Annotated in this window: 11 protein-coding genes; 3 read left to right on the forward strand and 8 right to left on the reverse strand. The window is 40.3% G+C overall.

Going from position 1 to position 14,411, the window contains the following annotated elements; translation table 11 throughout:
• The first annotated feature begins 35 nt into the window (after positions 1–35).
• From OO7_RS15250 to OO7_RS15260, 3 genes are all read left to right on the forward strand, one after another.
• Positions 36–1,742 carry an ABC transporter ATP-binding protein/permease gene (locus OO7_RS15250; protein ID WP_008916832.1) on the forward strand — a complete coding sequence of 569 codons (1,707 nt, stop codon included), beginning with the start codon at positions 36–38 and terminating at the stop codon, positions 1,740–1,742.
• Positions 1,732–4,521: a M16 family metallopeptidase gene (locus OO7_RS15255; RefSeq protein ID WP_008916833.1), complete on the forward strand. Its 2,790-nt coding sequence runs from the start codon at positions 1,732–1,734 to the stop codon at positions 4,519–4,521. Before OO7_RS15250 ends, OO7_RS15255 begins: the two co-directional genes overlap by 11 nt.
• 96 nt (positions 4,522–4,617) lie before the next feature.
• Positions 4,618–5,121: a GNAT family N-acetyltransferase gene (locus tag OO7_RS15260; RefSeq protein WP_008916834.1), complete on the forward strand. Its 504-nt coding sequence runs from the start codon at positions 4,618–4,620 to the stop codon at positions 5,119–5,121.
• 89 nt (positions 5,122–5,210) lie between these two features.
• Here the strand turns inward: OO7_RS15260 and deoD are convergent, their stop codons facing one another.
• The 8 genes from deoD to OO7_RS15300 form a co-directional block, all read right to left on the reverse strand.
• On the reverse strand, positions 5,211–5,927 hold the full coding sequence (gene deoD / locus OO7_RS15265; RefSeq protein WP_008916835.1) for a purine-nucleoside phosphorylase: 717 nt from the start codon (positions 5,925–5,927) through the stop codon (positions 5,211–5,213).
• Between the two features lie 161 nt (positions 5,928–6,088).
• A complete protein-coding gene (deoB, locus tag OO7_RS15270) occupies positions 6,089–7,312 on the reverse strand; it encodes a phosphopentomutase (RefSeq protein ID WP_008916836.1) in 1,224 nt (407 codons plus the stop codon).
• Positions 7,313–7,374: 62 nt separating this feature from the next.
• Entirely contained in the window at positions 7,375–8,697 is a 1,323-nt protein-coding gene (gene deoA, locus OO7_RS15275) for a thymidine phosphorylase (RefSeq protein WP_008916837.1), read from the reverse strand.
• A gap of 152 nt (positions 8,698–8,849) precedes the next feature.
• Entirely contained in the window at positions 8,850–9,629 is a 780-nt protein-coding gene (gene deoC, locus OO7_RS15280) for a deoxyribose-phosphate aldolase (RefSeq protein ID WP_008916838.1), read from the reverse strand.
• Between the two features lie 469 nt (positions 9,630–10,098).
• On the reverse strand, positions 10,099–11,385 hold the full coding sequence (locus OO7_RS15285) for a NupC/NupG family nucleoside CNT transporter (RefSeq protein ID WP_008916839.1): 1,287 nt from the start codon (positions 11,383–11,385) through the stop codon (positions 10,099–10,101).
• Positions 11,386–11,676: 291 nt separating this feature from the next.
• Complete coding sequence (locus tag OO7_RS15290; RefSeq protein ID WP_008916840.1) at positions 11,677–12,456, reverse strand: TatD family hydrolase; 780 nt, start codon at positions 12,454–12,456, stop codon at positions 11,677–11,679.
• A gap of 75 nt (positions 12,457–12,531) precedes the next feature.
• On the reverse strand, positions 12,532–13,686 hold the full coding sequence (locus OO7_RS15295; protein ID WP_008916841.1) for a patatin-like phospholipase family protein: 1,155 nt from the start codon (positions 13,684–13,686) through the stop codon (positions 12,532–12,534).
• Positions 13,687–13,937: 251 nt separating this feature from the next.
• Complete coding sequence (locus tag OO7_RS15300) at positions 13,938–14,345, reverse strand: BON domain-containing protein (protein ID WP_008916842.1); 408 nt, start codon at positions 14,343–14,345, stop codon at positions 13,938–13,940.
• Positions 14,346–14,411: the final 66 nt, after the last annotated feature.

A 14,411-nucleotide genomic window follows, 5' to 3' on the forward strand; every position in this document is an offset into this window, starting at 1 on the left:
TGTGAGTTAGTCACAATAACAATACGAAGAACGTCATGAAGACATTGAAACAATTTTTTTATTTAGTAAAACCATTTTGGGGGCAGCGTGCTGCCCTTTTCTGCTGGATTTTACTTGCGTCATCACTAGGGTTAACACTGTCATCCGTCTGGTTCAACGTTAAAATGAACATGTGGAATGGTGACTTTTATAATGCACTACAAAAATTAGATGGGCAGGCGCTTTACAGCCTGCTGCAATACTTTGTCATCTTGGTGAGTGGTTTGATTTTTGTTGTCGTAATGGGTAACTACCTAAAACAAATGCTGATTATTCGTTGGCGTAAAGGCATGACAGAGTTAGTGCTTGGGCGTTGGCTATCATTAAACAGCAAACACTATATGTTACGACTGACGTCACAAGAACCTGATAACCCTGACCAACGTATTGCAGAAGATATTCGACTATTAATTGAGTCCACGCTCACCTTATTAGTCACTTTCTTACATTCCATGCTAACTCTTATCTCCTTTGCCACTATTTTATGGACACTTTCTGGCAGCCTCTCTTTTAACTTAATGAATAGTGATTGGACAGTTCCGGGTTATATGTTTTGGGCATGTATTATTTATACAATTATTGGTATTGCGCTAACACAATGGATTGGTTTCCCATTACGCCGTTTACATATGGATAAACAGCATCGTGAAGCTGACTACCGTAGCTCGCTAATTAATTGCCGCCAACATGGTGATGCAATTGCTGGGCAGCGTGGTGAAGTTCAAGATAAGAAAGAACTCATGCAACGTTTTGGCGCGATTATCCGCAATTGGAATCACCTCATTCGCTGTGAACGAAACTTATCATTTTATACGGTGGGTTACCAACAAGTTACTGCTTTAGCCCCCGTATTATTAGCACTGCCTAAATTCCTTGCAGGCGAAATTATGCTAGGCGGTTTGATGCAATTACGCCAAGCTTTTAGCAGTGTTGCGACATCACTAGGCTGGTTTATTTTTGCATATAAAGAAATAGCCGCTTGGCAAGCTACCGTTTCTCGTCTCTATAATTTTGTGATTTTATTAGAGAATGACAAACCTGCTGATGTCACTATTACAGAAGAACCTCCGCTTTTAAATGCTGAATTAAAAATTATGACAGCAGATAACCGCATTCTTATTGATTCAATCAATATAACCGCAAAACAAGGTGAGCTAACGCTAATTTCTGGCCGTTCAGGGATTGGTAAATCTACATTGCTACGCGCGCTTAGTGGGCACTGGCCATTCTTTAATGGCAAAATTGAACGTACAGATAATCTAATATGGTTGCCACAACGTTTGTATCTGCCAGTAAGTCGCTTAGATAATTTATTGGCTTATCCTCAAGATCCTGCACAATTTAGCGAAAATGATTTCAAAGATGTGCTCAGTAAAGTTGGCTTGGATAAACTCCATTATCAATTAACGTTAGAAACAGATTGGAATAACCGATTATCCGGTGGTGAACAGCAACGCATTATGTTTGCTCGTTTATTACTCAATCGCCCTAAATTACTGCTACTGGATGAAACAACTTCTGCACTTGATGAAAATAGTGCTATTGAGCTTATCCAATTGCTCAAACATGAACTGCACGACAGTGCAATTATCCTCGTCAGCCATCAACTCTTTCTGTCATCACTTGCCGAGCATCAACTCCCTCTTTTTGACGTCGTGGCTCCCACTAAGGCAACAATAGGAACGCCTGAATATGCTTCGTAAAATTACCTTTACCCTTTTTGTCGGCCTAATCATAAGCGGCTGTGCAAAAAATCCAGCAAACAGTTCGAATGGACAAGTATTACTGCCAACTCGTTCAGACCTTCAATATTACCAACTTGATAATGGTTTACAGGTCTATCTTCTACAGCGTAATCAGCCCGGTGTAGAGCTACGTTTATTAGTGAAAAGTGGCTCAATACAAGAAAATGAACAACAACTTGGTCTTGCTCATTTCACTGAACATATGGCATTTAAAGGGACTAAACATTTTCCTGGTACGACGGGATTTAAACAACTTGAACAACAAGGTTTAAAATTAGGTAGCCATGTTAATGCCATCACAAGTTTAAACTCGACGTTGTACAAACTTTCTTTACCAGAAGCCACACCAGCTCAAATCACGACGGGGTTACAAGTTATCGCTGATTGGGCTTCTAATATGACGTTTGACCAAGATGCTTTTGAAAAAGAGCGCCCTGTCATTATAGAAGAGTGGCGTTTACGCCAAGGTATGGGCTATCGAATCAATGATAGCTTAGAAAAATTGCGCTATCACGGTAGCCGTTATGCAGAACGAAACCCAATTGGTTCACTGGATATCGTTCGCCAAGCACCTATTGAACAAGCAAAAAATTATTATCAAACTTGGTACCAACCCCAGCGGATGACATTATTAGTGATTGGTGATTTTAACCAATCATCAGTGCGCAAAGAAGTTGATGCCTTGTTTACTGCACCAAAACCGCAAATCCCCTCTTTAGATAATCCGCAATGGCAAAAGTTTGCAGATACAAACGCCATGTTAGTACAACCCATCTTTGATAAAGAGCAAGGCGCGCGGTTTATTCAATTTGCGCTACAAAAAGATGTTGCTGCGCCACTCAATACTCGCCAAGGACAATATGATGATTTAATGGATAGTTTATGGCTTGCCATTTTAAATCAGCGTTTTACTGCTTTGGTCGATAATGGTGTCCTGCCGGCAATTAGTATCAATGAACAAGGTTCAATGCTAGATAACCGCAGGTTACAGCAACTGATGATTATTCATCCTAAAGGTGATGATTATAAAAATGCCACAACGGTTCTCTTTACAGAACTACAGCGATTAGCCACAGAGCCAGTAACTCAACAAGAGCTTGATGCTGCACGACAAGCTATGTTGAAAAAATTCAGTCAGCAAGCCGCAACCGAACAGCGTTATGCCAATGATTATCTTGCAGGTCAACTCACTACCGCATTGGAATATGACATGCCATTGTGGAATAAACGCCAACAATTAGATAATAGCTACCAATTAATTGGCAAAGTAAAGCCTCATGATTTACAACAACATGTCTCTACATTTTTAGCTAAAGCATCACCCCGTCTTGCATTGATTGGCCCTGATACTGATGCTGCTGGGGTTAATGCAGATACCTTCCGCCAGCAATGGCAAAATATTCGTACCACATCTCCCGGGCCATTTACATTACAAACCCAAACAATCACACTGCAATTAGCAAAACAGCCAAGCGGTTCTATTATTGAACAAAAAGCCATTCCGGTTGCTAAAACTGAACGTTGGGCACTCAGTAACGGCATTCAAGTTATTGTCAAAGCAGATAAAAATTTAAAAGAAGATATTCAATTTAACCTACAGCTACCGGGTGGGCGCTCACTTGAGACACAACAAACTGCAGGTCTAACAGATTGGGCATTAAAGCTTCCTGAAAGCAGTGGTTATGGTGAATATAATGCACGTGATTTGGCGCTACTTGCCAAACAAAATCAAATCTCTATTCGCCCTTATAGTGAATTATTAACACACGGTTTTCGTGGTAAAACCCCCGTTGATAATCTAGAAACCGCATTGCAATTGCTGCACTTAAAACTTACCGCACCACAATTTAGTGGTGAAAAGCTAGAACAACAGAAACAATCATTTGCTTTGAATCTTTCTAAAACGCCAGTTGAGCGCACTTTCCTAGATAATATCAACAAAGAAAGCTATCAAAATGGTGAGTTATTAGTCGTCAATCCACAAGGCAGCTGGCAGAATTTTACAGCTGGACAATTACAGCAAGCGAATCGCCAATTATTGACGTCAACAGCAGATATGACGCTAGTCATTAGTGGTGCGCTCAATACTCGAGACTTAAAACCGCTGTTAGAACAATGGATCGCCACAATTCCTGCACGTAATCAACAACTTACTTGGCGTAACCAAGGCATTATGCCGAAAATGGTTTCTTTGAATAAACATTATCCTATCAGCAGCAGTGATAAGAGCATGGTCAGTATTCAATATGCGGCACCTGCCCAATGGACACAGCAACAGCAATTAGGAATCCAATTATTAGATACTATCATTAGCCAGAGATTGCGTGGTGAGTTACGAGAAAAAGCCAGTGGTATTTATGCATTAGGTTTTTCACAAATGTTAGCGAAAAAACCGCAACCTTATTATTATGCGCGGCTTAATTTCACCACAGCACCACAACGTGCAGAAGAGATGACTCAGATTGCGCAAAAAACAATTGCCCAAATCCAACAATCTGGCATCAACCAAAAAGAGCTGACTGAAGCGAAAAATATCTGGCTAACAGAAAATGCTCAAGTTGTTGATAGTTCTGGATATTGGACAGAAGCACTAATGCAAATCGCCTCCGACGATCAACAGTATCAACGCCTAACACAGGAACCAGCTATTATTCGCCAACTTACAGTTGATGATATCAATCGTTTGGCTCATCAATATTTAGGACAAAATCCAAAAATATTTATGATGACGCCTTAAACATCATTATTGGGAGCTACGGCTCCCTTTTTAATTGACATCCAACAATCTTATATGTGATTAATTGATGTTTATAATTAAAAAGTAGAGCTAACGATGAACGACATTATTATCCGCAGAGCAACTCCTGAAGATATTCCTGCGATCACCCAAATGCATGCAGATTATTCAGCTTATGCAAACACACTTCAATTGCCTTATCCCTCAACAAAAACGTGGGAAAACCGACTTAATGCGAATGATCCATTTATTTCACAATTTGTTGCTACCCTAAATGATCTCGTTGTCGGCCTATTAGTGATCCACCAACCAAGCCAAGTTCGCCGCAAACATGCAGCTAGCTTTGGTATTACAGTTAGCCAAGCACATCAAGGCAAAGGTATTGGTTCTAAATTAATGGAAGTGCTAGTGGATTATTGTGATAACTGGCTAAATATTCGCCGTATTGAGCTAGAAGTTTACGCAACGAATGATAACGGATTAGGCCTTTACCAAAAGTTTGGATTTCAGCAAGAAGGGATTATGCGAGATTATGCATTTCGTGATGGGAAATACGTTGATGCCATTATGATGAGCCGCATTAATCAGCAAGCTAATTAAAGCAATAATGCCACGTTTTTTAATAACGTGGCATTAAGATAAATCAGTGCTTTTTAAGCAAAAACATAAATAGGCACGATAATGCTATTTTATTTGTCACCTAATAAAACTGAATCTAATGCGATTTCAATCATTTCATTAAATGTCGTTTGGCGTTCAGCTGAAGTGGTTTGTTCACCTGTTTTGATATGATCAGAAACAGTACAAATAGTCAGAGCACGAGCACCGAACTCAGCAGCAACCCCGTAGATACCCGCCGCTTCCATCTCAACACCAAGAATGCCGTACTTTTCCATCACATTAAACATATCAGGTTCTGGGGAATAGAACAGATCAGCAGAGAATAGGTTACCAACACGAACATTAACGCCTTTCGCTTTTGCAGCTTCCACAGCATTATGCACGAGATCATAATCAGCAATTGCAGCAAAATCATGACCTTTAAAACGTTGGCGGTTAACATTTGAATCGGTGCAAGCCCCCATACCAATCACGACATCACGCAGTTTAACATCATCCATTACTGCACCACATGAACCTACACGAATGATAACTTTCACACCAAAATCAGTAATCAGCTCTTTCGCATAAATAGAGCAAGATGGGATCCCCATTCCATGTCCCATAACAGAGATCTTACGGCCTTTATAAGTTCCCGTAAAACCTAACATTCCACGCACATTATTCACTTGGCGTACGTCTTGAAGGAATGTTTCTGCAATATATTTTGCGCGCAGCGGGTCGCCCGGCATCAATACGACGTCAGCGAAATCACCCATTTCTGCATTAATATGTGGAGTTGCCATTATTATTATTCCTATAGATCATTAAATTAAATGGTTTAGCGTAGGCGCCCGATAATCATTGTGATTGACGAGAATAGATATCTACGACAAATAACTAAAATAGAGTTAAATAATAAATGGAATAAGGCAAATCTCTGCCCTATTCCTTATCTTACTAATTATTAAAGCATTGATTTACCGTAATCCATTGGCGATAAATCAAAGTAATTTGCCACAGTTTGCCCAATATCAGCGAAAGTTTCACGATGGCCAAGTGAGCCTGGTTTAACTTTTGGTCCATAAATGAGAACAGGAATGTGTTCACGAGTATGGTCTGTACCATGCCAAGTTGGGTCACAACCGTGGTCAGCGGTTAAGATCAAAATATCATCTTCACCAACTAATTCCATCAGCTCTGGTAGACGACGGTCAAACAATTCTAATGCTGCTGCATAGCCCGGAACATCACGGCGGTGACCATAAGCTGAGTCGAAATCAACAAAGTTAGTAAAGACAATTGTTTTATCGCCTGCTTCTTTCATCTCTTTTACGGTGGCATCAAATAATGCATCAATACCCGTTGCTTTCACTTTTTTAGTGATACCAACATGCGCATAAATATCAGCAATTTTACCAATAGAAACGACTTCACCTTGTTTTTCTTCAACCAGCTTTTGTAGCATTGTCGGTGCTGGTGGCTCAACGGCTAGGTCATGACGATTTCCGGTACGTTCGAAATTACCCGCTTTATCGCCAATAAATGGACGCGCAATAACACGACCAATATTGTAGCCGCCGTCAGTCAACTCTTCACGAGCAATCTCACATAAAGCATACAGTTCATCTAAGCCATAAGTTTCTTCATGGCAAGCAATTTGGAATACTGAGTCAGCAGAAGTATAGAAAATAGGTTTACCTGTTTTCATGTGCTCTTCACCCAGTTGGTCCAAAATAACCGTACCAGATGAATGGCAATTACCTAAATAGCCCGGGATATTTGCGCGTTTAACAATTTTGTCGAGCAGTTCTTGTGGGAAACTATTTTCATGATTTTCAAAGTATCCCCAATCAAACAGAACGGGTACACCCGCAATTTCCCAGTGGCCAGATGGCGTATCTTTACCTGATGATAATTCGCTCGCATAAGCATACGCACCGATAATATCAGCATTATGGTCTAGCCCAACTGGGAATTTACCACAGGATTCCTCAGCCGCTTTACCAAGCCCAAGAGCAGTTAAATTTGGTAGATGAAGTGGACCTTTACGACCCACATTTGCTTTACCACTCGCACATGCTTCAGCAATGTGACCTAATGTATTTGCACCTTCGTCATTAAATTTATGCGCATCACCTGCTGCACCAATTCCGAAAGAGTCCAATACCATAATAAATGTACGTTTCATAATTTTTCTCCTGCGTCATAACCACGTTAAGGAAATGCCACTGATAAAACCTATTACGTCAATTATTCACTAATTTGACGATAAACCATTGGTGTCGCTGCTGCGGCTTTCTCACCAATAACCATTGCTTCGCGTACTTCTCGCGCAGCTTCTTCCCAAGCTTTTTCACTATTCGCATGAATAATAGCTAAAGGCGTTTGGCTATCAACAGATGTTCCTAATGCCGCAATACCGCTTAAACCAACACTATAATCAATATCATCTGTTGCTTTGCGACGACCACCACCGAGTGTCACTACAGACATGCCCAAAGCTCGGGTATCCATCGCGGTCACAATACCGGATTTTTCTGCATAAACGGCTTTGCTCAATACTGCTGTTGGTAAGTATTTGTCATAGTTTTCTACAAAATCACTTGGACCTTTTTGAGCCGCGACCATACGTCCAAAAATTTCTGCTGCTTGACCATTATCAAGCACCGCTTGTAATTTTCGACGAGCATCATCTCTATCTACAGCAAGCCCACCTGAAACTAACATTTCAGCACACAACGCCATCGTGACTTCAAATAAACGAGGATTTCGATACTCTCCGGTTAAAAACCGTACTGCTTCTCTGACTTCAACGGCATTACCTGCACTTGAGGCAAGCACTTCGTTCATATCTGTCAATAATGCCGTTGTTTTACAACCTGCGCCATTTGCCACTTTGACAATTGACTCAGCAAGTTGCTCTGATTTTTCATAAGTTGGCATAAATGCGCCAGAACCTACTTTGACATCCATCACTAAAGCATCTAAACCTTCAGCCAGCTTTTTACTTAAGATAGATGCTGTAATCAAAGGAATAGAATCAACGGTTGCGGTGATATCACGTGTTGCATAGAAGCGTTTATCGGCTGGTGCCAATGAATTGGTTTGACCAATGATTGCCACACCAACCTGACGAATAATGTCACGGAAACGCTCATCATTTGGAAAAATATCAAATCCAGGGATAGCTTCGAGTTTATCTAATGTGCCCCCCGTATGACCTAAACCTCGGCCAGAAATCATGGGGACATAACCGCCACATGCTGCCACCATTGGACCTAACATGAGTGATGTCACATCACCAACACCACCCGTTGAGTGCTTATCAACAAGAGGGCCATTGAGATTTAATGATTTCCAATTTAATACTGTACCAGAATCACGCATTGCTAAAGTCAATGCAACGCGTTCAGGCATTGTCATATCATTGAAATAGATCGTCATCGCCAAAGCGGCTATTTGACCTTCAGAGACTGCGTTATCGCGAACACCATTAATAAAGAAGCGGATCTCTTCTTCACTCAATGGCTTACCATCACGTTTTTTGCGGATTATTTCTTGCGCCAGAAACACGGTATGCTCCTCAATCCAAATAGATTTCGTGATACTCGTAATAACTTTTGTAACATGAGGCCTAGAAAATTTGACTAAGCCTCTATTTATTAGATAAATGCCGTATGACTTAAGTTATAACGAGTATAGATAACAGTTTGACAATACGCTTCTTAATAACTGCTATTTGATTTTTTTACATCAAAACCAAGTGTATTTAATAAGCTATTAAGCAAGCTTGATGCGCCGAAACGGAAATGACGCGCATCAACCCAACCATCACCTAAAATTCTATCTGCAAGTGCTAAATATTGAGCAGCTTCTTCAGCCGTACGAACGCCACCAGCAGGTTTAAAACCGACAGTTTTGGCAACATTCATATCATGAATCACCTGCATCATGATCTCAGCACTTTCAAGGGTTGCGTTAACAGGTACTTTACCTGTAGAGGTTTTAATAAAGTCTGCACCCGCTTTAATCGAAATTTCAGAAGCTTTACGAATAAGCGCAGGATCTTTTAGCTCGCCGACTTCGATAATCACTTTCAATAAAACATTGGCCTCTGAACAAGCTTCTTTGCAGGCTTTCACTAAGTCGAAACCAACTTGCTCATTGCCAGCCATCAGTGCACGATAAGGGAATACCACATCCACTTCATCAGCGCCGTAAGCAATCGCAGCTCGAGTTTCTGCTAAAGCAATTTCAATATCATCATTACCGTGTGGGAAATTGGTTACTGTTGCGATACGTACTTCAGGCGTACCCTGTTCACGTAATGCTTTACGAGCAATTGGAATAAAACGGGGATAAATACAAATAGCCGCAGTTTGACCCGCAGGACTTTTGGCTTGATGACATAATGCGATCACTTTTTCATCAGTATCATCGTCATTCAAGGTTGTTAAATCCATCAAATTCAATGCGCGTTGCGCAGCGGCAGTTAAATCAGTCATAAAACTCTCCAACGTTTGTGAATTCTGTTAGAACAACACGTTCTATGTTGGCGAGCGGGCTTGGTTCCTTAAAGATGCTCCTCGGCATAGACCGAGCGTAGCAGCTGAATTCCTTCTCACCGCACAATACCCTAGAGCACATTCACTCTGAGAACTAGCAGTCCATAGCAGCTTACTTAAACTTATTTGACCATGGAATTAGGCTATTTTATGTGTCTTGAGTCACATTAATAACCTGAACGTTACATCGTTAAATACATAATTGTGAATAACAGCACAATTATACCTTAATTCACCTCAGTTTTATTCTCTCAAATGGCTTTTTATCACCCTTTCTTAGTCCCAATTGAAGCATACAAAACTCTTGATAAAGCTTAGTTCAAAAAATTAGGCTCATGATAAAAAATAAAAGAAGATAACTGAGAGTCATTGTCGCGGGAGAGACTCGCCCTCCCGCTAAAAGATAGGCTTATATTACAGCGAGAGTTAAGAAGAAACCTGCAATTGTCGCACTCATTAAGTTAGAGAGCGTTCCGGCAAGGACAGCTTTCATTCCCAAACGTGCAACATCACTACGGCGATTTGGTGCCATTCCACCTAATCCACCTAATAGAATTGCAACAGATGAAAGGTTAGCAAAACCACACAATGCGAATGAAATAATTGCTTTAGAATGCTCAGAGAGGACTTGTTTACCTGCTGCAATCACTTCTGCATCTGGTTTCAGATATTCACCAAAATGCATATAGGCAACAAATTCGTTAACAACAATTTTTTGGCCGATAAAAGAACCTGCAATATTTGCTTCACTCCATGGCACACCAATCAAGTAAGCGATTGGAGAAAATACCCAACCTAAGATCAGTTCAAGAGAAAGCTCTGGGTAATCAAACCAACCACCAACGCCACTTAAAATACCATTCACCAATGCGATTAACGCAATGAAAGCAAGCAACATAGCGCCAACATTCAAGGCTAATTGCATACCCGATGCCGCGCCAGATGCTGCCGCATCAATAATGTTCGCAGGGCGCTCATCTTCAGCAACTAAATCTACTGCATTAGCATCATCACGACTTTTTTCTGTTTCAGGAACGAGTAACTTAGCAAATAACAATCCGCCCGGTGCAGCCATAAATGAGGCTGCGATGAGATATTCCATAGGAACACCTAATTGTGCATATCCTGCCAATACAGAACCTGCAACAGAGGCTAAGCCACCGCTCATGACAGCAAATAATTCAGAGTTTGTCATAGTCGCAATGTAAGGGCGAACAACTAAAGGCGCTTCAGTTTGACCAACAAAAATATTTGCTGTTGCAGATAATGATTCAGTTCTTGAAGTGCCGAGAAGTTTCTGCAAGCCGCCACCAAGCACTTTGATAACTAATTGCATGATACCGAGATAATACAGAACGGCTATCAAAGAAGAGAAAAAGACAATAATTGGCAGAACGCGCAGTGCAAAAACAAATCCGCCGCCGCCAAACAATTCAAACATTTTGTCAGAAACAAGGCCACCAAAGATGAAACTCATCCCATCTTGACCATAACTAATGACTTTAGAGACACCATCAGATATCGCTTGCAGCACACTACGGCCGGCTGGTACATAAAGAACTAAAGCACCTAAAGCGAGCTGAATGAGGAAAGCACCGCCCACTGTGCGAAGTTTAATTGCTCTGCGATTGCTGGAAAATAGCACGGCAATAGCAATTAGCACTGCCATCCCGACCAGACCCATAATGAGTTGCATGGAAGAATCCCTGTTCACTTAATTTTTAATGGATGTAAAAGGAAACGCGTTAGTTTCCTTGACTCTTTGTGCTGTAATTATACCGAGTCCTCATGAAGAACCCGCAATATTTGTCACAAATATATGGTACAGAAAGCAACAAAAATTCTTTTGTTGTGATGAATATCACAATAAATCACTATTTAAGACCAAATGCACAACTTGCACAGAGTATGGCGTGAATAGATAAATCTACTAAGAATATAAAAGAACACGCCAAAAAGGATAAAAACTTTAGATTTTAATTCTATTTCAAAGCGATAAATTAAATAGCGTTTGGCTATTTTTATACAGCTGATTTGCAATTTCATCAGGCGGTTCAGGCCGTAACTCACATAATGACTGAAAAATCGACTGTATACGTTCAGGTCGATTAGATTGGCCTTGAAAACCAGAAACAGGCATATCAGGTGCATCTGTTTCAAATACCAGCGAACTCAAGGGTAATTGCGACATTGTTTGCCGCGTTTTATTGGCGCGTTCATAGGTAATTGTTCCACCAACACCAATAAAATAACCCAATTTAATAAAAGCTTGAGCTTGGACCAAACTCCCAGCAAACCCATGAACAACGCCACAAGCAGGAACAGGATGTCGGCGCAGTAATACAGCAAGTTGGTCATGACTTTTACGTGAATGTAAAATAACGGGCAGATCAAATTGTTTTGCCAATTTTAGCTGCTCACTTAACACTTTTTGCTGTAATTCAAACAGCGGTTCTTGCATATAAAGATCAAGACCTATTTCACCAACAGCCACACATTTAGCATTTTTTTGTTGTAAGTAATCACGTAATTGTTCAATTTGATCAACTTGGAATTGGGACAAATAAAGAGGATGAAACCCCATTGCTGCATACAATTGAGGATATTGTTGAGATAGCTGCCAAACACGACCAAAATTATCCGCTCCGACTGTCGGAATAATAATTTTCGAAACACCCGCTTGTTCCGCTAACAAAAGACTTTGTTCAATTGACTCAATAAAAGGCGGAAAATCAAAGTGGCAATGCGTATCAATAAACGTATTCATCTATCGCAAATTATCTCTATTGTTTTTTATCATAAATATTTTACAGCAAAATAAGTATCCTAAATAAATAATAGGCTATTTATCATGATTACTCACCTTTTTAGCCTGTTCTTCATTGGCAACTAATACCGAATTAGCAATAAAGGATTGGGCTGTATCTGCCATTTTCCGCGCTTTATGCTGAGCAATAAGTTCAAGATCATCACTTGCATCAGAAATTGCTTGAGCATAATCATTTTCGATTTGAATCTCTTCATTAGGCGAATTATCAAAACTAGAATACCTAAATGGTATATCTGCCATTGAGAAACAATGACCTAATGCTGCGAGAAAATAGCGGCCACAACGTCTGCCAGTATGATAATCATAGTTTAATGCAGATAATTTGCTTCCCAAAGCACTACTTTTCAGTGGTGAAGGTGGATATATTTCAAATATTTGCAAATCTTCAGGTGGGTTTTCAATAAACTCCTGAGTACGATGATAACTCTTTAAATAAACTTTCAGCATAGTCGCCATGCGTTGTAAGCTATTTTTATCGCCTTCTAACCACCGCGTCATTCTCTTCACCCATTCAGGTGTAAAATACATTTGAGAAGGAACGGTACGAATAACAACAATCGTATCAGCACCACGGCGATAAGCTTCTTCAACTGGCACTGCTGCGCTAATTCCGCCATCGTGATATAGCTTGCCATCAAACTCAACGCCATTACGATAAAACCCAGGGATTGCACTGGATGCTCTGATAATATCTAGCCAAGTATCCGCTTCTGGCTGTAAAAACTCAGCAATAAAGTCATGACTGCGGCTGGCTCCCATGAGAAACTCACGTCCAGCCTTAATTAATTCCATTCCTGATTCAATCTGTAGTGGCAGCTCTTTTGCGGTAATCGCCACTAACCAATCTAAATCAATTAAATGTCCACCGCGAATAAAACGTAGTGGATTAAAAAATAAGGAATTTGTTGTATAACGTGTGATCACACGCCGAGCATAGCCATGTTGCCCACAAATATAAGCTGAAAGGTTCTGTGCTCCCGCAGAAGTACCAATCATGATGTCAAAAGGATTAAAGCCCGTTTTGAGGAACTCATCCAATACACCCGCAGTAAAAATACCACGTTGCCCTCCACCTTCGCAGATAAGAGCCGTTTTGCCTTTATTGATCTCATCAAAAAAAGCCAATGGTTCAATACTCCCGAGTGTCACTGATACACGTTTTCCCATTATTTGTCTCCGGACAAAATAAGTGGCGACCTCTTCCTTGTATATGAAGCCTTGCTGTTTATAAAAACCAATATATCGGTTTTAAATACAACAACAATAAATTAAGTGGCGAAATATAAGCTATTGATTCATCGCTAAGATAGGAGGATGCAGAAAACAAAAACTGAACTTCTTATCAAAGTTCAGTTTAAGAATATAAAGCGATTAATTTCAGGAATATGCTCCATTGTCATAACAGAGCGCAACAATAATTAATTCGCCACGACTAATCCATTTTGAACTGATTTCACACCATTAATAAGTGAAGCAACTTCAGCCGCTTTATTCGCTTGGCTATCTGATTTCACAAAACCAGATAAATAAACAACGCCTTGAACTGTCTTCACTGAAATGGAATTGCTATCGATACCACTTGTAGTCAATAGCTTACTTTTTACTTGCGCAGTGATAGATGAATCAGTGATATATTTATCTGTACTTTCTACACCACTAGAAATGGCTTCGCCGGTATCTTTACCAGCAATATCAATCGTTTTTCCTGCGCTATCCCACGTTTCGGTTGCTTGCTGTTTTAAGGGTGAATTTGAAGAACCACAAGCAAATAGAGCACTGCTCAACCCAATAACGATTAAAGAACGTAAAAATAGGGTATTTCTCATTGGCGACTTCCTTCTCTCTTCTTTGGGTATCAATTAATCACTATAGACTATGAGAAAAGCGTCACT

The organism is Providencia sneebia DSM 19967 (assembly GCF_000314895.2).
GTDB classification, from domain to species: domain Bacteria; phylum Pseudomonadota; class Gammaproteobacteria; order Enterobacterales; family Enterobacteriaceae; genus Providencia; species Providencia sneebia.